At 34.3% G+C, this 25215-nt stretch carries 21 protein-coding genes, 2 pseudogenes and 1 riboswitch; of the genes and pseudogenes, 19 read left to right on the top strand and 4 right to left on the bottom strand.

The window, feature by feature from the left end:
* Positions 1 to 26 precede the first annotated feature (26 nt).
* Positions 27 to 935, bottom strand: coding sequence for a LysR family transcriptional regulator (locus B6K90_RS06905; protein ID WP_088012016.1), 909 nt, complete (start codon positions 933 to 935; stop codon positions 27 to 29).
* Positions 936 to 1301: 366 nt separating this feature from the next.
* Here B6K90_RS06905 and B6K90_RS06900 point away from each other — a divergent pair, with 366 nt between their 5' ends.
* From B6K90_RS06900 to B6K90_RS06830, 14 genes and pseudogenes are all read left to right on the top strand, one after another.
* Complete coding sequence (locus B6K90_RS06900; RefSeq protein WP_088012015.1) at positions 1302 to 2819, top strand: aldehyde dehydrogenase family protein; 1518 nt, start codon at positions 1302 to 1304, stop codon at positions 2817 to 2819.
* A gap of 59 nt (positions 2820 to 2878) precedes the next feature.
* Positions 2879 to 4087 (top strand): iron-containing alcohol dehydrogenase, encoded by a 1209-nt coding sequence (locus tag B6K90_RS06895; protein ID WP_088012014.1) that lies wholly within the window; start codon positions 2879 to 2881, stop codon positions 4085 to 4087.
* Between the two features lie 185 nt (positions 4088 to 4272).
* Positions 4273 to 5790, top strand: coding sequence for a long-chain-fatty-acid--CoA ligase (locus B6K90_RS06890; protein WP_088012013.1), 1518 nt, complete (start codon positions 4273 to 4275; stop codon positions 5788 to 5790).
* Positions 5791 to 5846: 56 nt separating this feature from the next.
* On the top strand, positions 5847 to 7751 hold the full coding sequence (locus tag B6K90_RS06885; RefSeq protein ID WP_167555297.1) for an alkyl/aryl-sulfatase: 1905 nt from the start codon (positions 5847 to 5849) through the stop codon (positions 7749 to 7751).
* Positions 7752 to 7901: 150 nt separating this feature from the next.
* Positions 7902 to 9173, top strand: coding sequence for an MFS transporter (locus B6K90_RS06875; protein ID WP_088012010.1), 1272 nt, complete (start codon positions 7902 to 7904; stop codon positions 9171 to 9173).
* Between the two features lie 77 nt (positions 9174 to 9250).
* Positions 9251 to 9640: a YidH family protein gene (locus tag B6K90_RS06870; protein ID WP_088012009.1), complete on the top strand. Its 390-nt coding sequence runs from the start codon at positions 9251 to 9253 to the stop codon at positions 9638 to 9640.
* A gap of 151 nt (positions 9641 to 9791) precedes the next feature.
* Positions 9792 to 10568 (top strand): crotonase/enoyl-CoA hydratase family protein, encoded by a 777-nt coding sequence (locus B6K90_RS06865; RefSeq protein ID WP_088012008.1) that lies wholly within the window; start codon positions 9792 to 9794, stop codon positions 10566 to 10568.
* Between the two features lie 75 nt (positions 10569 to 10643).
* On the top strand, positions 10644 to 11447 hold the full coding sequence (locus tag B6K90_RS06860) for an SDR family NAD(P)-dependent oxidoreductase (protein ID WP_235821741.1): 804 nt from the start codon (positions 10644 to 10646) through the stop codon (positions 11445 to 11447).
* 295 nt (positions 11448 to 11742) lie between these two features.
* Positions 11743 to 12304, top strand: a pseudogene (locus B6K90_RS24425) (spore germination protein).
* 815 nt (positions 12305 to 13119) lie between these two features.
* Entirely contained in the window at positions 13120 to 13443 is a 324-nt protein-coding gene (locus B6K90_RS06850) for a PadR family transcriptional regulator (protein WP_088012005.1), read from the top strand.
* A 1-nt stretch (position 13444) separates the two neighbouring features.
* Positions 13445 to 13822: a DUF1048 domain-containing protein gene (locus tag B6K90_RS06845; protein WP_088012004.1), complete on the top strand. Its 378-nt coding sequence runs from the start codon at positions 13445 to 13447 to the stop codon at positions 13820 to 13822.
* Between the two features lie 18 nt (positions 13823 to 13840).
* Entirely contained in the window at positions 13841 to 14185 is a 345-nt protein-coding gene (locus B6K90_RS06840) for a DUF1048 domain-containing protein (RefSeq protein ID WP_088012003.1), read from the top strand.
* A gap of 153 nt (positions 14186 to 14338) precedes the next feature.
* A complete protein-coding gene (locus B6K90_RS06835) occupies positions 14339 to 15097 on the top strand; it encodes an ABC transporter ATP-binding protein (RefSeq protein WP_088012002.1) in 759 nt (252 codons plus the stop codon).
* A 2-nt stretch (positions 15098 to 15099) separates the two neighbouring features.
* Positions 15100 to 15864 (top strand): ABC transporter permease, encoded by a 765-nt coding sequence (locus tag B6K90_RS06830; RefSeq protein WP_088012001.1) that lies wholly within the window; start codon positions 15100 to 15102, stop codon positions 15862 to 15864.
* Positions 15865 to 16068: 204 nt separating this feature from the next.
* Here B6K90_RS06830 and B6K90_RS06825 read toward each other — a convergent pair whose 3' ends face one another.
* Positions 16069 to 17109 carry an NAD(P)-dependent alcohol dehydrogenase gene (locus B6K90_RS06825; protein ID WP_088012000.1) on the bottom strand — a complete coding sequence of 347 codons (1041 nt, stop codon included), beginning with the start codon at positions 17107 to 17109 and terminating at the stop codon, positions 16069 to 16071.
* Positions 17110 to 17346: 237 nt separating this feature from the next.
* On the opposite strand from B6K90_RS06825, the pseudogene B6K90_RS06820 reads away from it, so the two are divergent.
* Positions 17347 to 17764 (top strand): annotated as a pseudogene (locus tag B6K90_RS06820) (MerR family transcriptional regulator).
* Between the two features lie 30 nt (positions 17765 to 17794).
* Here the strand turns inward: B6K90_RS06820 and B6K90_RS06815 are convergent.
* Positions 17795 to 18709: a LysR family transcriptional regulator gene (locus tag B6K90_RS06815; RefSeq protein WP_088011998.1), complete on the bottom strand. Its 915-nt coding sequence runs from the start codon at positions 18707 to 18709 to the stop codon at positions 17795 to 17797.
* Between the two features lie 211 nt (positions 18710 to 18920).
* Between B6K90_RS06815 and B6K90_RS06810 the strand changes: the two genes are divergently transcribed.
* Both B6K90_RS06810 and B6K90_RS06805 read left to right on the top strand, forming a co-directional pair.
* A complete protein-coding gene (locus tag B6K90_RS06810; RefSeq protein ID WP_235821740.1) occupies positions 18921 to 20090 on the top strand; it encodes an MFS transporter in 1170 nt (389 codons plus the stop codon).
* Between the two features lie 56 nt (positions 20091 to 20146).
* A complete protein-coding gene (locus B6K90_RS06805; protein WP_088011997.1) occupies positions 20147 to 20854 on the top strand; it encodes an SDR family NAD(P)-dependent oxidoreductase in 708 nt (235 codons plus the stop codon).
* 110 nt (positions 20855 to 20964) lie between these two features.
* Here the strand turns inward: B6K90_RS06805 and B6K90_RS06800 are convergent, their stop codons facing one another.
* Positions 20965 to 21516 carry a DUF3231 family protein gene (locus B6K90_RS06800; protein WP_235821739.1) on the bottom strand — a complete coding sequence of 184 codons (552 nt, stop codon included), beginning with the start codon at positions 21514 to 21516 and terminating at the stop codon, positions 20965 to 20967.
* Between the two features lie 317 nt (positions 21517 to 21833).
* Between B6K90_RS06800 and B6K90_RS06795 the strand changes: the two genes are divergently transcribed.
* Both B6K90_RS06795 and B6K90_RS06790 read left to right on the top strand, forming a co-directional pair.
* Positions 21834 to 23267 carry a flavin monoamine oxidase family protein gene (locus B6K90_RS06795; protein WP_407920503.1) on the top strand — a complete coding sequence of 478 codons (1434 nt, stop codon included), beginning with the start codon at positions 21834 to 21836 and terminating at the stop codon, positions 23265 to 23267.
* A gap of 587 nt (positions 23268 to 23854) precedes the next feature.
* Positions 23855 to 23962: riboswitch (SAM riboswitch) on the top strand.
* 190 nt (positions 23963 to 24152) lie between these two features.
* Entirely contained in the window at positions 24153 to 25202 is a 1050-nt protein-coding gene (locus B6K90_RS06790) for an LLM class flavin-dependent oxidoreductase (RefSeq protein WP_088011995.1), read from the top strand.
* The last annotated feature ends 13 nt before the right edge of the window (positions 25203 to 25215 follow it).

Raw genomic sequence — 25215 nt, 5'->3', positions numbered from 1 at the left:
TTATAGTAAGAATATTAGGTCGAATCTTAATTTATATAATATTGTAATTCAGACTTAATAAACCGAGTTAAGTGTTCCTCAATTTTTGTAAGAGTTCTATTCTTCGATTGAATAATGCCAAGCGATACATTAATGGGTTCATAATTGATAATATCAATTTCAACGATTTTACCTTCCATAACATAAGGGTTACTTTTAGTAGCAAAATCTGGGGCAAAACAAATTGCTATCCCATTTGAGATTAAACGTGATAATTCTTCCGTTTGATTTGATGTCAATAAAATATTCAATTTTCCAAAAGTACTTTGAAAATTATTAATAAACCATTTAATATAATCTCCATTATATAGGACTACAGTCTGCTGAATGATTTCCTCTGGTGTTATTTTTTTCTTTTTAGCGAAAGGAGAATCACTACTTACATAAACCTTTAATGTTCCCTCAGCAATACTTTCAAATTTTAAATGCTCAATATTTTTTAAAATATCTTCATAGATACAAATAAGCCCGATTTCAGCTCTATTTTGTTGAACTGATTCAACTGTTAGTTCAGTTATATTTTCTAAAATTTCGATCGTTAAATTTGAATATAAATTCTTAAATTCCATTAATGGTTTCATTAAATAAGAAATAAAAGCAGGTATTGTAGACACTCTTAGAATTCCAGAATGTATATCTAAAATTTTTCTAGCCTCTTCAATCATTTCTTCATATTTTAACAACACTTCATTTGCTTTTTTTACAATTATCGTTCCTTCATATGATTGAACAACCCCATAACGAGTTCGATCGAAAATTTTTATACCTAATTCATCTTCTATTTTTTTGATATCCTGACTAATACCAGATTGACTTATATGAAGATTCTTACCAGCTATAGAAAAAGAGCCCGTTTTAGCAACTTCAGAAAGAATCTTTAGTTTTTGTATGTGCATAGGATGATGACCACCTTATTATATAAATTACTATATTGGAAATTCGTTTTGAGATTAATGGAATCTGTTAATTTTAGATATAAGTAATTGTGAACCAGGTATTACAAACCTTAATTTTACTAAGTAATTGCGACGTTATACAATTAATTCAGATAATTCTTAATTTTTAAACTGTATTAAAATTCTAAAAAAACTTTCATCTAATTTTATATTCTAAAAATTTTCATGTGTATTTGCAAGCGTTTTCTTTATTGAAAACAGTTTCTATTTTTTCTAAATAAGAGGTAAGGCCAATTCGAAGGAAAAGGTGTTACTATATATGCTATTTATCTAATATTTATAAAACTATTTTTAGGAGGTTTTTAAATGCAAACGACTGTAAAAGTATTAGAATTTCCGCTTTATATTGATGGTAGATGGACACCAGCAAAAAGTGGTGAAACGTTTAGTGTGAAAAATCCTGCATCCGGAGAAGTAATAGCTCTTGTCGCTAAAGCAGGAAAGGAAGATACTGAAGCCGCAATTGATTCTGCTCGTAAAGCCTTTGATTCAGGAATATGGTCTAAAAAATCACCTCAAGAAAGAGCTCAGATCTTAGTTAATTTTGGGAATAAGATTGTCGAACATTCTGAGGAACTTGCATTCTTAGAAGCTATTAGCTCAGGAGCAACTGTAAGACGAATTTCAAATTTAGATATTTTATATTTAGTAGATTTACTTCAGCAGACAGCCAAATTTACTGTTGAGTATCCATTTGTTGAGTCTCTGTCAGTACTGCCTTTTCCAGGACCTAGCAATAATCAAGTATGGCGTGAAGGGATTGGTGTTGTAGCTGCGATTACACCTTGGAATCTTCCAATGCTTTTAGCAATGTGGAAAATTGCACCTGCCCTAGCAATGGGGAATTCGATCGTTATTAAACCAGCTTCAAATACACCTCTTTCTACTTTGAAATTAGCTGAATTAGCTACTGAAGCTGGAATTCCGGCTGGAGTTTTCAATGTGGTTTCTGGACCTGGAGCTACTGTTGGCGAAGTGCTAGCTACTCATCCAGATGTTGATAAAATCGCTTTTACTGGTTCAACGGAAGTTGGACGACGCATTATGCAATTAGCTTCTGGAACAGTCAAACGAGTTACACTTGAATTAGGTGGAAAGTCACCTTCGATCGTTTTACCAGACGCTGATTTAGATATTACAATTCCAGGTAGCTTATTTGGATTCTGTCTACATTCTGGACAACTTTGCGAATCTGGCACTCGCCTTTTAGTACATGATTCGATTTATGATGAAGTTGTTGAGCGCTTAGCAAATTTAGCATCTTCAATTACAATTGGGAACCAGCTTGATATGGCAAACGGTATGGGGCCAATGGCTTCTTTGCAACAACTTGATACAGTTTTATCCTATGTTGAGACTGGAATTAAAGAAGGTGCTCGTTTAGTTTGCGGAGGTAAACGATTAACGGGTGAAGGCTATGATCATGGCTATTTCATAGAACCTACTATTTTCGCAGATGTAGACAATAAAATGAAAATTGCTCAAGAAGAGATTTTCGGACCTGTACTTTGTGTGATTCGCTACTCTACGGTTGAAGAAGCAGTTGAAATTGCGAATGACACAATTTACGGGTTAGCAGCGGGTATTTGGTCAAAAGATGTTAATAAAGCACTAAAAATTTCTCGTGAATTAAAAGCAGGAACAGTTTGGATTAATGATTGGCACATGTTAAGAAGTGATGCACCATTTGGTGGATATAAACAAAGTGGTTTTGGGCGTGAACTGGGCCGCTATGCTTTAGATGAGTACACGCAAGTAAAGCATGTTCATTGTTCACTTACTCCGGAATTAAGCCAAAAACCTTGGTACGGTATCTTATTATAAAAAAACTAGATTTAAAAATTACGATAATAAAAAAATAATAGAAAAGAGAAGGTGATCCCATGATAACATCATTTTTTCAGTTTTCGGTTCGTACTGTTGTAAACAGTGGGGCTGGAGCTCGTTCAATGTTACCAGAAATGATAAAAGGACTTGGCGGTAAAAGAGCAGTTCTTTATGTTGATAAAGGAATTACTCAGGCGGGAATTACAGACAAAATTAAGGAACTATTTGAAGATATTCCTAGTGCAGTACAGCTAGTAGGAGTTTTTGAGGACATTGAACAGGATGCAAAAGGTGAAATTATAAACCGCGGAGCTAAGTTCTTTAAAGAATGTAATGGAGATTCATTAATTGCGGTTGGAGGCGGAAGTGTATTAGACACAGTTAAAGCTATTAAATGGATGCTTCATAATAAAGTTCATGATATTCGTGATGCACTTCTTGTAGGTAATGTTATGGAATTTTGGCCAGAAGCTCAGTTTATTCCAATTCCACACGTTGCAATCGCAACAACAGCTGGAACTGGTGCGGAAGTGTCTCCAATCGCTGTAGTATTAAATGAAAAGGTAGGAATTAAAACGAATATCCTAAATACATTTATTAGCCCTGATATGGCGATTTTAGACCCTGAGCTTACAGTTGGTTTACCACCAAAAATTACAGCATTTACAGGATTTGACGCATTAACTCATGCGATTGAGGCTTATTTCTCACCACAGTCGAATCCAATGACGGATGCATATGCTCTTCAAGCAATTCGTATGATTGTAGACAATTTACCTACTGCTGTTCATGAAGGCCATAACCTTGCATCACGATCAAATATGTTAATGGCTAGTTCGATGGCAATTTCTGCTTTTAGTCTTTCAGTTAATGCAATTCCTGTTCATAATATAGCGCATGTATTTGGAGCAAAATTTGGAATTCCTCATGGACTTGCAAATGCAGTGTTATTACCAAATGTAATGGAATCACTTGCACCATATTATTTGAAACGAATTCATGGTTTTGCACAGGCGCTAGGACTAAAAGATTTGCCAGAAAAACCAGAAGAGTGCCTTGCAGAAGTCGTTTTATTCATCCGTAATTTGCGTGAAAAAGTTGGTCTTCCTAGTACATTTGCTGATTTTGAGGTGAATATTGATAATATGGCATACATAGTAGCGATGGTTCATAGTGATCCTTGCGGAATATTCTTCAAAATTCCACCTGAAGTAATAGCAAAAGTTTCAAATGAAGTTGCAGGTTCTGGCTTAGTAATTTCATAATTTTTATTTATAGTTACTGGGCACCTTCAAAATTTTTGATGGTGCCTCAATTATATTCAAATTTTGTGTATATAGATGGAAGAATTTAATTATTAGTATTACAAATTCATTTAATCTCACTAATTTAGTAAATCACTACAGTGTAGTCTACCAATGGTATGTATCATCAGGAGGAGAAAATTTTAATGAATTGGAATTTAAATGAAAGTTTAAGAAAAAGTGCAGAAAAATATCCAAATCGTAATGCAATTACATTTGAACATAAAAATATAACGTATAGTGAATTATATTCACAAGTTGAATGTGTTGCATCGAGTTTAGTACAAGATGGAATCAAAAAAGGTGATAAAGTAGCCTTGGCACTAGGGAATTGTCCGGAATTTGTCATCGCTTATTATGGAATTCTTCGTGCAGGGGGTGTAGTAGTACCGATTAACCCAATCTTTACGAAAGACGAAATTTCATATATTTTATCGAATAGCCAAGCAAAAGCTGTCATCGCAAATTTTACAATGGAACCAATCATTGATTCTATAAAATTAGAATTAAAACAGATAGGATTGCTTTACTATGTCGGAGCTAAAAAAGCTGAATTCAATTGGGAGCAGTTGACTGTAAATAACTCAAAAAACAATGAAATTCCGTTAGTGATGGAAGAAGATCTTGCTGTTATTTTATATACGTCTGGAACAACAGGAAGACCAAAAGGAGCTATGTTAAGTCACAGAAATATGGCATCAAATGCAGAGTCAGTTGCTAAGCTAGTCGAGTTCAAAGAATACGATCGCATGTTAGCTGCCCTTCCAATGTTCCATGTATTTAGCATGACAGTTTGTATAAATACACCAATTTTGAGTGGAGCTAATATCGTAATTGTTCAAAAATTTAATCCTATTGAAGTCATTGAAACAATTTTTAATGAGAAAGTGACATTATTTGCAGGCGTTCCAACGATGTTTAACTTTTTATTACAATTAAAAGACTATTCAGCTGAGCATTTCACATCTTTGCGTGTATGTTTTTCAGGTGGAGCATCGATGCCAGTTGAATTACTTCAACGTTTTGAAGAAAAATATAAGACGATTATTGCTGAAGGATTCGGACTTTCAGAAACAGCTCCTGTAACGGCATTTAATCCTATAAAAGGAATAAGAAAAATTGGGTCTGTCGGAGTAGATATCCCAGGTGTAATAAATAAGGTTGTCGATAAATTTGGAAATGAAGTTCCAAGAGGTGAAATAGGTGAATTAATAGTAAAAGGTCCAAATGTCATGATTGGCTATCTTGGAATGCCTGTGGCAACAGCTAATGCCATTAAAAATGATTGGTTTTATACTGGTGACTTAGCAAAAATGGATAATGATGGATATATCTACATTGTTGATCGAATAAAGGACATGATTATTGTAAACGGATACAATGTATATCCTAGAGAAGTAGAGGAAGTTATTTATCAACATCCAGCGATAGTTGAAGTAGCTGTATTAGGAATAACTGATAAAGATTACGGAGAAATCGTAAAGGCTTTCGTTGTATCGAATGATGAAAGTATAACGGAGAACGACATCCTACATTTCTGCAAGGACAAGCTTGCAAAGTACAAGCTACCTAAACAAATAGAATTTAAGAAAGAATTACCTAAGAATAGTACAGGTAAGATTTTAAAAAGAGCTTTAAATGTAGAACAAGTAAAAGTTAATTAGTTTAATAGATTATTTTTCTAATAAAAACGAATTTATATCATTTCATGGAGGTTCTTATGACAAATAACATTTTAACTCAATCAATGTCCGCTACTTCTTTTACAAAAAAGGCAAATTTGGCAGTATATGATTCTTTAAATTTTGATGATAGGCAAGACTTCTTGGATGCAAACAGAGGATTTATTGCACCACTAGAAGCAAAGATTATTAAAGATGATTCTGGGCAAGTCATTTGGGATATTGAACAGTTAAACTATTTAAATGACACTGCTCCTGAGACAGTGAACCCTAGTTTATGGAGAAATGCACAATTACAGGCTATATCTGGTTTGTTTGAAGTTGTAGAAGGAGTATATCAAGTTCGTGGACAATCTTATGTAACTAACTTTTTTATTGAAGGAGAACAGGGAGTTATTGTAGTTGATGCTTTAGGAAGTAATGAAACAGCTAAAGCCGCTATGGAATTATATTATAAGCATCGACCACAAAAGCCAGTAACAGCCATAATAATCAGTCAAAGTCATGCTGATCATTTTGGCGGTATTCAAGCTGTGCTTAAATATGCTGAAAATCCTACTATTCCGATTATAGTTCCTCAATATTTTACAGAAGAAGCGTTAAGTGAGAATGCACTTTTGGGTACGATTATGGCGCGTCGTGCAGAGTATCAGTTTGGGAAAGATTTACCGGACGGTACAAAAGGCTCTGTATCAGTAGGTATTGGACCAACAATGGGATCAGGTACTATGAGTTTTCAGTTACCAAATGTTGAAATAGAAAATGAAATCCAATCGATGGAAGTTGATGGTGTAACATTTAAGTTTTTATTAACGCCAAATACAGAAGCACCAGCTGAAATGCACTTTTATATAGAAGATTACAAAGCATTATTTGTATCAGAGAATGCCAATAAATTAATGCATCAAATTTATACAGTAAGAGGAGCAAAAACGCGAGATGCATTACATTGGGCTAATTCACTCGATAAAACAATCGAATTATTTGAAAATGAAGAGATCGATGCATTACTAATGATCCATGCATGGCCTGTATGGGAGAAAGATAATGCAATCAAACATTTAAAACTGCAACGCGACTTATATAAATATATGCACGATCAGACGGTGCGCTTAGCCAATCATGGTTATACGATGGATGAGATAGCTGAAATAATTAAACTTCCAAAAGAATTGGATACTTACTGGGGAAATCGTGGGTATTATGGAACTTTAAAACATAATTCAAAGGGTGTTTACAATTATTATTTAGGTTATTATAGTGCTCATCCTTCCGATCTAGATCCATTACCACAAGTGGAAACCGGCCGAAAATATGTAGAATACATGGGTGGAGCAGCAAATATTTTGAGACAAGCAAAAGCTGATTTTGAAAAAGGTGAATATCGTTGGGTTGCCCAAGTATTAAAAAATGTTGTAATGGCCGACCCAGAAAATTCAGAAGCTAAAAATTTATTAGCAGATTCATTTGAACAATTAGGGTATCAAGCTGAATCAGCTAATTGGCGTAATATTTATCTTGTTGGAGCATCTGAACTAAGATATGGAATTAACAAAGATAATGCCCCATTAGATGTCTCAGGTGTTATTAAGAATATGCCAGTCAACGAGTTCTTAAAATTTATAGCCGTTAAATTAAACGGTCCAAAAGCAGAGGGTAGAAAAATAACGATAAATGTAACATTATCAGACTCTAACCAGCTATATAGTTTATATTTAGAAAATTCTGTTTTATTTTCCAAAGCTAATAAGTTAGATGACAATGCAGATGTTTCTTTAACAAGTGACCAATTTGCATTTTATGGAACTTTACTTGGTCTTCTTTCTCCGGAAAAAGCAGTTGGAGCAGGAAAATTAATCATTTCAGGTGACCATACAAAATTGAATGAATTTTTATCACTTTTAGATGAGTTCGACCGCTATATAAATATCGTAACTCCTTAATTAACAAAAAAAATAATAAATGGCTCAATTTTTACAATAAGCATCTGCTCAATCATATTCGAAAAAATAGATTGAGCAGGTGTTTTTCTAAAAGAATGTTTATTAAGGATTATAGAAAAAGGATAGATTTGTTGAGAGGCAGGAGTTTGGATGAAAAGTTGGGCGAAATGGATCATTTTATTTTCACTTTTTATTATGGCTATTATTAATTTTGCTGACAAATCAATATTAGGTTTAGCTGGAATTCATATTACGAAAGATTTGAATTTAACCTCTACAGAGTTTGGTATTTTAGGTAGTAGCTTTTATTGGTTATTTTCAATATTTGGTATAGTAGGTGGTGCATTATCAGATCGTATTGGTACTGGTAAATCAATTGCTATTATGGCAATTGTTTGGACAATCGCACAATCTTTGGCTTTGTTTGCATCAAGTTTACCAGTTCTAATTATCAGTAGAATATTATTAGGTGCAGGAGAAGGAGCATTTCTGGCAACTGCAATTAGTCATATAAGTAAATGGTTTAAGCCAGAATCACGTGGGTTCGCCATATCCATTATTAATTTTGGAAATGTTGTTGGGATAGCTGTTACAGCTCCTATTATCGTTTCTTTAATATCAAATTATGGTTGGAGACAGGCATTTTTTATTTCTGGTATTTTTAGCTTTGTCTGGTTCATTTGTTGGCTTTGGTTAGGAAGAATGAAACCAACTGTTACTTTGGAAGAAGAAGTTAGTACAATCAGAAACATAAAAGAGAGTAATAGAAAAGATGTTTGGAAAGCTTTAAGATCTCCTATTTTTATCTTTACAACTTTAATTGCATTTATTGCTTACACATTCATTGTCTTTGGACTTACGTTTAATCCTTCATATTTAATAAAAGTAAAAGGGTTATCTGAACAACAGTCAGCATCAGTTATTGCTATTTCTGGATTAATAGGAGCTGTTTTAGCAATGGTACTATCTATCATTTCAGACCGTTTATACAAAAAAACAAAAAGTTTATGGAAATCGCGCATTTTATTTTCTGCTATTATTGTTTTGCTAGCAGGAATTTTGTACTCATTGTATCCACTTATGAATGCATCTGCTTCAATTATTATCGTATTTTCTTTAGTAAATACACTTGTCATTACTATAAACACACTTAGCCCAACTATTGTAGTTAGTATACTCCCACAGCGAAGAGGAGTTATGACAGGAACGTATTTTGGAATAATGACTTCATCGGGAATTATTACTCCGATTATTTTTGGAAAACTTATTCAAAATTCTGGTGCAAATGCAGCAGGTGGATATAGTATCGCAATTTATGGAATGTCAATTGCTTTGGTAATTGTAGCGCTATTAGTATTCCTTTTCGGAAACCGAAATCAACAAGTTTCAACAAGAAAGGATAATAAGCTAGTGAATCTTTAATGAGATTCATATAGATATTCCGATTAAATTATTTTATAGCTGATTTTGCAGAAAGATAGAGAAACAGAGGTATGAATATGAATAATGTATTAGAAAAGCAAAAAGAAACAATTGATTCTAAATATATACAACAGCATTTAGCAAATGAAAGAACTTATCTTGCTTGGGTAAGAACAAGTATAACCATTATGGGGGTTGGCTTTTTAATCACCAATCTTCATTTTTCAACTCTGGCTTCTAATGCAAATATAGGAGGCGTATTATCGAAGATCATTGGATTATCATCGATTATAGTTGGAATTTTTGCTTTAATCATTTCAACGATCAGTTATTTTATCAAGGGAAATGATATTAATCATCAAACGTTTAAATTTTCAAGGATATTGGTTGTCTATTTATCAGTAGCTTCAATACTTATTTTTCTTATTTTCGGTGTTTATTATTTAGATGTTTGGGGATTATTTTAAGCTTCTAAATCCTTATTATTAAGAATTTGCAAAAAAATGATCTTCAATTAGGGGATCATTTTTTAGATTCGGAGTATTAAAGAGAGAATGGATCAGATGATAAATGACTTAAATGTAAGTATTTAAATATAGATTGGTGAGGTAATTGTTAATGAAGGTATTAGTAGAAAAAAAAGATAAAGTTTGTACGATTCAAATTAATCGACCTAATGTTAGGAATGCAGTTGACAGTGAGACAGCACGACAACTTGCCGAAGCATTTCGTGCTTTTGAAAATGATGAAAATCTACATGTAGCTGTATTGTATGGAAAGGGAGGAACGTTTTGTGCAGGTGCCGATCTTAAAGCTTTCTCATTAGAAGATGGCAATAGTTTGGAGATAGATATGTCGAAAGATGGTCCTATGGGTCCAAGTCGAATGAACTTATCAAAACCTGTAATTGCTGCAGTATCGGGTCATGCCGTCGCTGGAGAGTTAGAGTTAGCAATTTGGTGCGATCTTAGAGTGGTTGAAAAAGACGCAATATTCGGAGTTTTTTGTCGTCGTTTTGGTGTACCACTGATAGATGGTGGAACACAACGATTACCTCGCTTAATCGGTATGAGCCGTGCTCTCGATCTGATTTTAACTGGTCGACCAGTTGGAGCAGAGGAATCACTCTCTATGGGGCTTGCTAATCGAATCGTAGAAGTCGGCACTGTGAAGGAAGAAGCTGAAAAACTTGCTGCTCAAATTGCTGAATATCCTCAATTATGTATGAGAAATGACCGAAAAGCAGTTTATGAAGGATTTGACCTAGATTTTGAGAAGGCAATGCAGTTAGAGTTCACCTTAGGAATGACTGTTGTACAAAGTGGTGAATCCATGAAAGGTGCTAAGCGTTTCGTACAAGGGCAAGGCAAACATGGAATGATTAATAATGAATGAAAAATATAAAATACTACTTTAATAAAGAGACAAATTGAGGTCGATTTATCAAATAATTGAAGGAGGACGATCGAATTGGAAGGAAATGTAGCCATTATTACAGGGGCAGGAAGAGGAATTGGTAGAGCGACAGCAGAAAAATTAGCAAAAAAAGGCGTAAAAGTTGTTTTATCTGATTTAGATGAAGGTCTTGCAGAAACGGTAAGAGCTAAAATTGTTGAATCAGGGGGAGAAGCCATTGGCATTTCAGGAGATATAACGGAAAACGAGTTCCCTTCTAAGATCGTAGCAAAGACTATGAATTCTTTTGGACGTTTAGATATTTTGGTCAATAATGCAGGATTTACATGGGACGGGCTTGTACACAAGATGACGGATGAACAATTTCGAAAAATAATGGAAGTTCTTTTAGTTGCACCTTTCCGACTTATAAGAGAAGCAGCACCTTATATGAGAAATGAAGCAAAAAAAGAGATGGAACAAGGCATTGTCCATTACAGAAAAATCATTAATGTATCTTCTATAGCTGGATTGACAGGAAATGTTGGACAAGCAAATTATGCATCAGCTAAGGCAGGTCTTTTTGGCTTAACTAAGACAGTAGCAAAAGAATGGGGACAGTTTAACATCAATTGCAATGCAATCGCTTTTGGGGTTATGAATACTAGGTTGACCCAATCAAAAGAAGAAGGGGAATTCATCAGCGACATTCCACTTGGCATCCCTAAAAAAGTGCGTGAACAATTAACAGCAATGATTCCCCAGAAGAGATCAGGGACAATTGAAGAAGCTGCAGAATCCATCTATTATCTTTCTTCTCCAATGTCAAATTATGTGAATGGAGCCGTTTTACAAGTAAATGGAGGGATTTATATGTAGGATTCTACGAAAATCAAATTATTCCTTACAGATCAGGCTATGTAAATAATCTAGACTTGTTAAGGTTCGCCGAATCAAATCAATTAATGAACACAAGAATGAAAAAAGCTCAACTCTTTTGTAAAAAAAGTTTGGGCTTTTTGGATTTAAGTTTATTAGTTTATCTTTACAAGTAATGTTTTAAACAATCTAGCTATCAGTAGTAAAGTCAAAAAAGAAATAAGAGAAATTGAATATTAATTAAGTAAATTTAGATACTATAAAAGATTGGTTTAAAAATGATTCGAGGTGATTTATGAATAGCGAATTACAAGTTTTCACTAAGGGCCTGAATAAAAATATAAAATTGATACAAAAAGGATTACACGAATCACCCGAACTTTTTGTAAGGCAGATTCAATTAGAAGCAAATGGAGACAATATAGGTGCATTATTAGGAATTGGTTCATATAAAATCTCAAGGGAAATGATACTAGTTGTTTCTTTAGTCTCTACAATTACAATAGGTACAACAGCGGTAGATGCAAAGCTAGTTCACCCACTAAGCCTTATCGTTGCTGGGATAGCTTACCTTACAGCCACTATGATTACTGTTGGAACATTACAGAGTGCCCTTCAACCTATTCGCTATTCTTTTATTTTTTATAGGAAATTTTTTCGGATTCACTGGTTTGGTTATTGGATTATTAATATTAATCATACATATGTCTCGTTTACGCTCCGTAGGTGTTCCATATCTAGCACCACTCATTCCTTTTAATTTTAAAGAATTAAAAGATGTTTTTTATAGGGGAGATTTACGTAAACTAATTAATAGTCCACACAAATATCCGCATGATAATAAGGGGGAAAAATAAGGCTAAAAGGTGTACACGAATAATCTTATGAAGAGAAATACGTGAATCTGTACTACCTCACTTTTTCACTTAAATTACTGCACGCTCAAATCTAAGTGTAACAAAGGTTTGGGTTTTTTCATTTAAGAAATGAATATTATTTAATGGAAACTTACTGCACAGAAATTTCGCAAAAAAGTGGTTGCTGATCGTCTTTCACAACCAAAAATTTCTTGCTTAGCTACTTTACAACATAACTACTAAGTGATACACTGTACCAGTACTAAGTAATACTAAATATCTGTAATAATATATATTTGAAAATGTTTATAAAATTTTTTTAATAAAAAGGTTCACATTTTCTCTACTTAGTAATACAATATACTATTACTAAGTAACACTGAATATCAGTCGTGCTAGATAGCTGAAAAGAGTTTATGTAAAAACTAACATATCACATAGGCTATTTAGATATTTTTTTTATTCAGTACTAAGTAATACTGAATATCTGTAACAATAAAATGATTATAAATTTTTTTATAAAATGGTTCACACTTTCTCTACTTAGTAATACAATATACTATTACTAAGTAACACTGAATATCAGTCGTACTAAATAGCTTAAAAGAGTTTATGTAAAAACTAACATATCACATATGCTTTTTAGATAATTTTTTATCCAGTACTAAGTAATACTGAATATCTGTATTACTAAATAGCTTGAAAGGTGGTTTTATCTATTCAATATTTGTGTCTTCCGCTACTGAACGTTACAGTTTACCTTTACTAATAGACCAAAAAATTAATTTAACCACCTAATAAAGGAGGTGTTTGCTATGGAAAATTTAACAGAAATGCTTAAAGGTTCGTTGGAAGGTTGTGTACTGGAAATCATTAGTCGAGGTGATACTTACGGCTATGAGATTACTCGTCTCCTTAATGATTTGGGTTTTACAGAGGTTGTAGAAGGTACAGTTTACACGATTTTGATTAGGCTGGAAAAGAAAGAATTAGTAAATATTGAGAAAAAACGTTCTGAAATGGGTCCACCTAGAAAGTTTTATTCATTAACCGAAGCTGGGCATGAGGAATTACAGCAATTTTGGAAAAAATGGGATTTTGTTTCATCAAAAATAAATAGCTTAAAAGGGGAGAGGTAATGTGAAAAAGTTTATAGAGCTAATAATTGGCGATTTAGAAAGCAAGAAGGAATATAAAGCATTTATGAAAAAAGTAAATGCCCTACCGAAAGATTATGCTTTTGTATTTAAAAAGATTCAAAAGTACATGTGGAATTTTGGATATGGATTTGGTGAAGAAATCATCAATTTGTATGAACTGTTTGAAGCTAGTTCGGCTGAAGGCAAGCATGTACTAGATGTTACCGGTGAAGACGTGGCGGCATTTGCTGACGAATTGATGGCTCTTGCAAAACTAGATGGAGAATCTGCAAGTATATTAGGAAAGCAAGTAGATTTGAAAAAAGAAATTGAGAGTAGAGTTGAACAGCAAGTAAAAATATGGACGAATAAAAAATAAGGTAGGGGGATAAATATCATGATAAATTTTATCAAAAAAATACTTGATGACAAAAAAGAATACAAAGAAATGATGGCTCGTGTGGAAGCTTTGCCAAAAAACTACTCAGAAGCCTATAAAGCAATCTGTAATTATATGTGGAGTTTCGCTTCTGGAAGTGGCATGGATATGCTGAGAATCCAATATGATCTCATTGATTTGTTTGAAGCTGGTGCGGCAGATGGCAAAGACGTTTTGGAAGTGACAGGTGAAGACTTGACAGCATTTGCTAATGGACTCACTGATCAAGCGAAAAGATGGGATGATAAGTTACGCAATAATTTGAACAAAAGCATTATAGATCATGTGGGTAAGAAAAAATAAACGTTGAACCCCCAATACCCGCTATTTAGTTATAGTTTGAACAAGTAAGAAGTATAACTGATGAATTGTCAGTCAATATAGACAAAACCAGTTGCAGGCGCTACTACACTGTGAGCACGCGCCTACAACTTCATATATGGGAGGGAAATGATAATGGGCAATACAGCAATTTCAGTGAAAGGGCTGAAAAAGTCCTTCAAAGATTATGAAGTTCTAAAAGGTGTAGATTTTGAAGTTCTAAAAGGTAGTGTTTTCGCTTTACTAGGATCAAATGGTGCTGGCAAAACAACTATTATTAAAATTTTAACTACATTACTCAAAGCAGATGAGGGAGAAATTGAGGTTTGTAGTGTTAACCTTCAGACAAATCCACAACTAGTACGTGAGAAAATCAGCCTAACCGGACAAAACGTTGCAGTAGATGATATTTTGACAGGGCGTGAAAATCTTGACCTAGTAGCTAAACTTCGCCACTTGCCAAATCGGAAAGAAGTTGTGGAAGAGAGTCTACGTCGCTTTGATTTAATCGAAGCTGGTGATCGAGCTCTTGCAACTTATTCAGGTGGTATGAAACGACGCTTAGATTTAGCGATGACAATACTTGGGTCACCTGAACTTGTTTTTCTTGATGAGCCTTCTGTTGGACTTGACCCTGAAGCACGTTTAGCTTTGTGGGAAGTGATTCGTGATATGGTGAAAGCTGGTATTACCGTTTTTCTCACTACCCAATATTTAGAAGAAGCCGAACAACTAGCAGACCGCATTGCGATTTTACATGAAGGGAAAATTCTCGTTCAAGGAACAATGGATGAATTAAAAGCAATTCTTCCACCTAAAAAAATTGAATATGTGGAAAAACAGCCGAACCTTGAGGAAATATTCCTCGCTGTTACCGGAAAGAAAGGGGAATAATAATGAGTGGAAACCATTTTTTCAGCGATACAATTACAATGAGCAGTCGGGTGATGAAGCATTCACTTCGAAGTATTGATACAATTATCACAACAATTCTCATGCCGATTATGCTTATGCTTGCATTTGTCTATATTTTCGGTAGTGCCATGACAATGGATAAAATAGATTATGTGAATTTTATTGTTCCTGGTGTGTTGCTTATGTGTATTGGAATGGGGATTTCTTATACTGCAGTTCGAGTGAATACTGACATGACTAGAGGAATATTCGATCGATTCCATTCTATGCCAATCGCCAAATCATCTATATTGGGTGGGCATGTTATCTCAACTTTACTATTAAACTTATTTTCAGTTGCAGCGGTGATTCTCATTTCTTTTATCATGGGATTCCGTCCTCACGCTGATTTTGTGGAATGGTTATTAGCTGTGGGTATGATCCTGCTTACCGTTTTTTCTTTCACTTGGATTGCAGTAGCATGCGGGCTAATGTCAAAATCGTATGAAGGTGCGAGCGTGTTCTCATATTTGCTTATGGGATTAATGTTTGTAAGTTCTGCCTTTGTACCAACAAATAATATGGGTAGCAAGCTTCGAGCTTTTGCGGAAAATCAGCCAATGACACCAATTGCCGAAAGTGTGCGTTCCCTTTTAGCTGGGCAGCCAGACTATGGTGCGATTGTAACAGCAGTTTTATGGTTAGTGGGAATTGGGATTTTGTTTTATGTAATTTCGATGAAGGTATATAAAAAACGAATGAAATAATATGTCGAAGTACAGGTTGGGGAATCCTTTCAGTCTGTACTTTTTGGGGTTTACATTTGTAATGATATTAAATAAAAAAAGAGAAAGCTTAGACAGTTTTACTTATAAAAGCCCACATAGTTACGGGATAGAACATATTAAAAAGATGCCCACAAAAGCAATGCTTTTAGGACATCTCAGAAAAAGTATAATTAAACGTACGCCTCACATTGTACTAGTGTCGATGACGAATCGATACTTCACATCTGAAGCTAAAACTCGCTTATATGCTTCGTCAATTTGATCGGCTGATATTACTTCAATATTAGGTACAATGTTATGTTTTCCACAGAAGTCTAACATATCTTGAGTCTCACGAATTCCTCCAATCATTGAACCTGCAAATGAGCGACGATGACCTATAAGGGAAAAAACACTTAATGATAACGGCTCTGCTGGAGCACCGACATTTACTAGCGTACCATCCAGTGTAAGTAACCTTAAATAGGTATCCAAATTAATCTTTGCACTTACTGTGTTAATAATGAGGTCGAAAGTTCCCGCAAGTTTTTCAAATGTTTCTTGGTCGTTTGTAGCATAGTAGTGGCTAGCTCCAAATTGTAAACCATCGTCTTTTTTGTTCAATGTTTGTGACAGAACAGTTACCTCTGCACCTAGTGCATTTGCAATTTTGACCGCCATATGACCAAGTCCGCCCATACCAATAACAGCTACCTTTTTACCTGGTCCTGCTCCCCAATGGTTTAATGGAGAATATGTAGTAATACCTGCACAAAGTAATGGTGCTGCAACATCAAGTTCAATGTTATTTGGTATTTTAACTACGAAATCTTCAGTTACAACAATGTGTGATGAGTAGCCACCCTGAGTTGGCTCGCCGTATTTGTCAACACCAGCATAGGTAGGGGTATTTCCTTTAAGACAGTATTGCTCTTCTCCTTTAAGACAGTTTTCACAATCGCCACATGAGTCTACCATGCATCCTACTCCTACTCTGTCACCAACCTTGTATTTTGTGACTTCTGCTCCTACATCAGTGACTATTCCGGCAATCTCATGTCCCGGTACAAGTGGGTAGTGCACATGACCCCATTCTCCATGTGCAGTGTGAATGTCAGAATGGCATATTCCGGCATATTTAATTTCAATTAAAACATCATTTAAGTCAAGATCGCGTCGTTTGATTTCAGCAACTCGAAAGGATTTGTCAGGACCATCTACAGCTCGTGCTTTTGCAGTTATCATTTTTAAAACCTCCAAAAAATATTTTTCAAGAGAACAAATTAAACACTAGGATTGAAAATTCAATAAATTTTTTTCTCTTGCACCATCATGATATTCCCTCTAGTTAACTCTAGGTCAAGTGATTAAATTATATTTTTTTGCATTCTTTAAATGTGACATCAAAAAAATAACATGATAAAATCCTTTTCATAATAGAGTTAACTCGAGGTCTAAAGCTAAAAGAAAGGAAGATAAATATTGAAGACATATTCAATCGGCGAAGTAGCAAAAGAATTGAATCTTACCGTATATGCTTTACGATACTATGACAAAGAAGGCCTAATGCCTTTTGTAGAACGGACAACCAGTGGAATTCGAGTGTTTAAAGAATCGGATATAGAAGCTTTAAAAGTAATTGAATGTCTGAAATCGACTGGGATGCCTATTAAGGAAATTAAAAATTTCATTGAATGGTGTTCTGAAGGGGACTCTACATTACAACAAAGATATGACATGTTTATGGAAAGAAAAGCTAGTGTAGAAGCACAGATGGAAGAATTAAAAAAAACCATGGAACTCATAGAGCATAAATGTTCATATTACAAGACTGCTTTGGAAGCAGGAACTTAAAAATATGTTTAAAAGCAATAAAATAGGGACTTTCATTACTAAGTAACAGAAGCCCCCGATATGTTTATTGGGGGAATCAATTTTGTTGGTTATCTGTGAAATTGGAAAATTCCTCCTGAATTTCTCTTAAAAAAAGATCAGCAGCAGCCGAAAAAACTTGATGTTTTTTCCAAACGATATTTAAACCAGATTCAAGCTTTGGCTCTAGTGGTCGAAAACAAAGGTTACTATCACTAGATGTATTCACGATTTTATCAAGTACTATAGCACAACCAATGCCCTCTTCAACCATAATCGCAGCATTATAAGCTAGGTTATATGTAGTCACGACGTTTAGTTTATCAAAATCTTCACTAAACCAATCCGAAAATTCATTTTTAGAAAATGTTTTTTTTATTGCTTGTCTTGAACAAATTAAGGGAACATTTAATAAATCCCCTGCTTGAATAGTATCTTTTAAGGCAAGAGGGCTGTCTTTTCTCATAACAACGCCCCAAACATCCTTGGCAGGGATTTTTATATAATTGTATTTTGATAAATCAGCGGGTTGAATTAGAATCCCAAAATCAAGTAACCCTTTGTCTAGCCGTTCTGTCACATCGTCTTCGTTACCACTGTAAAGGTGATACCGTATACTTGGATAACTTAACTGTAGATTTTTTACTACTCGCGCAATCTGTTTCATGGCTTCTGTTTCTCCACCACCGATGTAAACATCCCCACTAATTGTTTCTTCCATTGAGCTAAATTCCGCCTCTAATTTATTAACCATGTCAACGATTTCTTCTGCTCTTTTTCGTAGAATCATTCCTTCTTCTGTAAGAATGATACTGTGACTACTACGAATAAATAGTTTTTTTCCTAACCCTTGTTCAAGATCTTTAATCTGTCTTGACAAGGTAGGCTGTGTAATATGCAAAAAATCAGCAGCACCCGTAATACTTCCTTCTCTTGCTACAGTAAGAAAATATCGTAATACTCTTAGTTCCATCACTCACTCCTCCTTAATATTGATACAAGTATATATAAACTAACTATGCCTATCAAGCATATCTATTTATAAGATATAAGTAATTGCTATATAAAAGGTGTACGTTAAAATTGATTACAAAGAGTAAAAAAAGTAAGAAATAATGGCATCGCCTAACTAAACAAGTGTGATTAGTTTTATGAACAAGTTTCTTTATTGAAGGGGGATTTGAGTGAGAAGTAATCAGTACTTACTTATATTTATACTATCATTTGGTGTTTTCGGTATATTAAACACTGAAATGGGGGTTATTGGGATATTGCCTGACATTGCAGAACAATATGATGTTAGTGTTTCACAAGCTGGATTGTTAGTGAGTCTATTTGCGCTTGCAGTTGCATTAGCTGGTCCAACGATGCCGTTATTATTTTCGGGGATCGCTCGCAAGAAGGTTATGTTGCTTGTTCTTATTATTTTCTTAGTGGGGAATATAGTTTCAATCTTTACAAATAGTTTTAACGTTTTATTACTAGCTCGTATAATTCCAGCATTTTTTCATCCCATATATTGTTCTTTAGCTTTTTCAGTAGCTGCTGCATCAGTAAATAAAGATGAAGCTACAAAGGCTGTCTCTAAAGTATTTATAGGAGTTTCTGCAGGGCTGGTGGTTGGTGTACCAATCGTAAGTTTTATTGCATGTGCAGCTACTTTGCAATTAGCAATGGCGTTCTTTGCTATTATTAATACAATTGTATTCATTGCTACATTAATCTTTGTACCACCAATGCCTGTAAAGGAAAGACTTTCTTATGGCAAGCAATTAAGCATTTTAAAAAAATCGATTACTTTGCTATCAATTGTGGCGGTTATTTTATTAAATTCAGCAGTATTTGGAGTGTATAGTTTTTTTGTTGAGTATTTAAAAACTGTTACCAACATGTCGCCAAAATTTATCAGTTTAATACTTTTCATATTTGGTAGTGCAAATATTATAGGTAACATAGTCGCAGGGAAATTACTTACGAAAAATGCGAACAAAACTGTAGTCGTCTATCCATTTATATTAGGGATCGTTTATATCATTTTATTCTTTACAGGTGGTTTTACCGTACCTGTTTTGTTTACCACATTAGTATGGGGGATATTAGCAGGCATTGGAGGTAATATCAATCAATATTGGATCTCATCATCAGCACCCGAGGCTCCTGATTTTGCTAATGGTTTATTTTTGTCCGCTTGTAACATAGGAACAACAATTGGTGCAGCAGTAGGTGGGGTATTTATATCTGAGATGGGTACACGATATGTTATATTAGTGGGAATTTTATCATTGATACTAAGTTTGGTAAGTATTCTATTTACAAATTATTTATATCACTCTACTAAACAACTCTCCTTATAAAGGATATTACCTTTTTTAATGGCAATTAATTGAATAACAATAAAAGGAGGAGCTATATGTTACATGAAAAAAGAATCGCACTTGTAACTGGCGGGAATCGAGGTATTGGATATGAGTTGGTCAAACAATTGGCTTTGAATGGTTTTAAGGTGATTTTAACAAGTCGAGATCAAGAAAAGGGGGATAAAGTAACTCAGAAATTGAATCATTTTAATCTAGACGTTTCCTTTTTAGAGATGGATGTAAATAATCAAGTAAGCATCAACAATGCTGCCAATACAGTTCAAAAGAAATATGGAAGATTAGATGTATTAATTAATAATGCTGGCGTGATTTTTCATGAAGATGAAAATTTATTAAAAATGGAACCTGCAATTCTAGAAAAAACGATGACAACCAACTTTTTCGGGGCTTATCATGTGATTCGTACTTTTATTACTATTATGGAACAACAAGGTTATGGAAGAATTATCAATGTTTCTTCAGAATATGGGGCGATGAGTGAAATGGCATATCAACAAGTAGGAGCTTATAAGTTATCTAAACTTGCTCTAAATGGACTGACAAGATTGTTAGCTGCAGAAATAAAAGGTGATATCAAAATAAATGCAGTCGATCCAGGATGGGTAAGTACTGATATGGGGGGACCATCTGCTCCAACATCTCCCAAACAAGCTGCTGAGTCTATTATTTGGTTAGCAACAATTGGATCTGATGGACCTACCGGGGGCTTTTTTAGAAATGGCGAACAAATAAATTGGTAACTAACATTAAATTGCACTAAGGCAACACTAAATTTTTATGTCCAAAACCGTTTTGCTACTGATTTTTCTTAAACTAAAAAAAGTCCACCTGTTTATAGGTGGACAATTTTTTAATGCTGTTGTTGTTTTGATTCAAGGTGAAGAGGTGGTGGAATTAACCAACCTTTTGTTTTCATCATTTGTAGCAATGCCGCACCATCTTTTGCTTTTTTTGCACCAAAGCTAGCAAACATAGTACCAACATCTTCACGAATTGATTGGCTCATTAAAGTAGCATCAGCTGATACTCCAGCTGCAATTCCAGCCGCAACAATGTAAGCGATTTGAACATCTTGTAATCTAGCACCAGCTGGAATTTGTTCTAAATCAGCTTCTGGTCGTTCTGATGGAGTAGGAGGGACTGCAATATCATTATGTAATAGTACTTCTTCAATTTCTTTAATTGCAGGTTTCATTGAATTTTCAATTACTTGTTTTAAAAATGCTTTTAACTCTTCATCACCAGTATGGTTAATATAAACTTGGTAAGTATCTACACCTGCTTTAGTAGCCGCTAGGTGACTCCATAGACCGTAAACTTCTCCATAATGTAAAGGCTCATTTTGTGGATTTCCACTTAATACTCCCATTATAAATTTACTTCCTTTCTCAAATAAATTCATACTAATCTCCTTAGAAAGAAGTAGGTACAAAAATTATTATTGAACCATTTGAGGATTTTATACACTTTATTTCAATGAGTTGATAGCTTGCATTAAAGAGCTCAAGCTGTGATTTTAAGTTTAAACAGTTAAACTGACAGAATTGGGAAATTCAATTTTGGGGTTAGTTGGCAGTTAAGAGAATTTCAGTAATTTTAAACTATATATAAAATATATGTTTAAATTCTACATTCTCTTGAAATCGAATAGTGTTTATAAGAAAGTTTATTTTTTTTTTCGAGATGAGGTGGTATGCTTTGGCTCAAGAAGCTCTTTCAATGGAGGAAATGATTTATTTACTTCAAAATGGATTAACTAAAACAGATTCACCAAAGCGAGTAACTATTATTGGTGGAGGTATATCTGGATTAGTTAGTGCATCACTTTTGAAAGAAGCAGGGCACCAAGTTACGATTATCGAGGCAAATCGCAGAATTGGTGGACGGATTTATACAAAAAGAGAGCCATTTCTTGACTACCAGTATACAGAACTTGGTGCTATGCGTATCCCTTCAATCCACCATTTAACATTTGCTTTAATAAATAAATTTAATTTGAAAGTAAATGAATTTATTAATAGCACTCCAAATGATTTAATTTACGTCAATAATGTATTAACAAATGAAAAAAGTTACGAAATGAATCCGGATATACTAAACTATCCTGTCGCTCCAAATGAAAAAGGAAAAAATGCTATACAATTACTCGAGTCTGCAATTGGTCCTATAGTAGAGTTTATAAGGCAGGATCCAACAAAAAACTGGGAAATTGTTATTGATAAGTTTGATCACTACTCTATGGAAAACTTCTTAAGATTTAATCCTGTTGGGAATTCTCTATCTTCAGGGGCAATTGATATGATTAACTCAATGATCGGTATAGAAGGTTTTCCAGAATTATCATTTACTGCAATACTAAGAGAGGTACTCGTACTTTTAACACCAAACTTAAAATTATATGAAGTTACAGGTGGAACGGACTTCCTTGTTAGAGCGTTTTTACCTCAATTAAAGGACAATATAATGCTTAATGAAAGAGTAATTAAAATTATACAAGAAGATACAAGGGTAATCATTTATACAGAAAATGAAGTATTTAATAGGCAAGGTCAACATGAATGTGATTATGTTATTTCAACAATCCCTTTTTCTTTATTAAACTTTGTAGAAATTCTTCCATATGAGTCTATTTCTTATAATAAATGGAAAGTTATAAGAGAACTACATTACGCGGAATCAACCAAGATTGCTATTCAGTTCAGAACGAGATTTTGGGAAAAGTTTGGTATTTTTGGGGGGAAATTAGTAACTGATTTACCTATTAAGGCTGCCTATTTCCCTAGTCATGATTATGGGAAAGAAACGGGGGTAATTATAGCAAGTTATACTTGGGGGGACGACGCTGCAATTTGGGATAATATGAAGAATAATACGCGCATTGATAAAGCATTGGCTAATCTTTCAATCGTTTTTGGTGATGTGGTTTATAAAGAGTTTTTAGTAGGCTATTCGCAAAGCTGGACGCAATTTTCATTCTCAGGTGGAGCATTTGTTATGTATAAACCAAATCAACAAAAAGAACTCGGTTCATACATTAGTTCACCTGAAGGAAGGATTCATTTTGGTGGAGCACATGCATCCTCTGATCCTGGGTGGATCCAAGGGGCTATAGAATCAGGAATTCGAACTGCTAATGAAATTAATAATTTATAAGTAATGTAACCCAACGACTCGTTGGTTTTTTTGTATAATTAATAAGCTGAAGATATGATAGTTAGATTTTTATGAAAGATCCATAAGTAAGTAAAAAAGCGGGAATAAGATATTTAGTAACTCATAGGGGTTCATGAGTAAGTAAAAAAGCGAGAATACGATATTTAGTAACTCATAAAGGGTGGATGAGTATGTAAAAAAGCGGGAATAAGATATTTAGTAACTCATAGGGGGTTCATGAGTAAGTAAAAAAGTGAGAATAAGATATTTAGTAACTCATAAAGCTTCTATGAGTAAGTAAAAAAGCGAGAATACGAAATTTAGTAACTCATAAGGGGTTCATGTGTAAGTAAAAAGGCAAGCATCTGAAATTTGCTAACTCATTAAGGGTTCAAGAGTAAATACAAAGGCAAGAATTTGAATACTTAGATATGATTTTATTCCTTTTTTTACAAATAATTATAAAATTTTATTTTTTCTAATAAATACAACAATGAAAGCGCTATCTTAATGAAAATGTTCAAACTCCCACATTGACAATCTGTTTACTAGGAATTATGATTTTGTTAATGAAATTACATAACACAAACTTATCGAGAGTGACTGAGGGATCAGGCCCTATGACGTCCGGCAACCTCCTTACTTTAGGAACGGTGCCACTTCCTGCAGAATGAAATCATTCTGATAGATAAGTCGAAAACAATTGTTTCGATGCCTCTTTCTGAATGAAAGAGGCTTTTTATTTTTTATTTAATTTGCATATGAGGTTAAAACATGAGTCGAAAGTACCGAAGTACTTCGGTTTAGAGAGGAATTTTTTGAACAAAAACCCAACTTAACCAATATGAAAACTAGACAATTTGAAAAATAAAGGAGAGAATAGAAATGAAATATGGTTTTTGGTTACCGATTTTTGGAGGCTGGTTACGAAATGTGGAAGACGAAAGCATGCCACCAACATTTGAATATGCTAAAGAGGTTATTCAATCAGCTGAAAAATGGGGATACTCGACTACCTTAATAGCTGAATTATATTTAAATGATATTAAAGGACCTGAGCATGATTCACTTGAAGCTTGGTCAACAGCAGCGGCGCTTGCTGCGGTGACGGAAAAAATCGAAATTATGACCGCGATTCGTCCAGGTTTTCATAATCCTGCAGTAACAGCAAAAATGGCCGCAAATATCGATCAAATCAGTAACGGCCGTTTTACGTTAAACGTTGTTTCTGCTTGGTGGGCAGAAGAAGCGAGTCAATATGGCGGTATTTTTACAGAGCATGATGAGCGCTATGCTCGTACAGAAGAGTTTATTGATGTCTTAAAGGGCTTATGGACAGAAGAAACGTTCAATTATTCTGGTAAATTTTACGATTTAAAGGATACGAAGCTTGCTCCAAAGCCTGTTCAAAGACCAAACCCAATTCTGTATGCAGGAGGTGAAAGTGAAAAAGGGAAGCAAACGATCGTTGAAAAATGTGACGCATATGTGATGCACGGTGGAACAGTTGAAGAAATTAATCAGAAAGTAACAGATATGAAGGTACGCCGTGAGCAAACTGGCAATGCACCATTAAGTTCTTTTGGTATGGCCGCTTATGTTATTTGTAGAGATACAGAAGAAGAGGCTTTTGCTGAGCTAGAAAAAATTACGACTGTGAAAGATTCAAGCGGTTATGCTGGTTTTAAAGACTTCACTACAAAATCACAATTAGAGCAACAAATCCAATTACAAGATTACTCTGTTTCGAATCGAGGCCTACGACCAAACTTAGTTGGAACTCCTGAGCATATTGCAGACCGAATTTTACAATATGAAGAAGCTGGCTTAGACTTATTATTATTACAATTTTCACCTCAATTAGAGGAAATGGAACGCTTTTCAAAACAGGTTATGCCATTAGTAGAACAAAAACGTAGTTTAATAAATAGCTAGAAGGGGGATATTA

The sequence above is a fragment of the Gottfriedia acidiceleris genome (genome assembly GCF_002128425.1).
GTDB lineage: Bacteria > Bacillota > Bacilli > Bacillales > Bacillaceae_G > Gottfriedia > Gottfriedia acidiceleris.
This window is presented reverse-complemented; position numbering and strand designations above follow the sequence as displayed.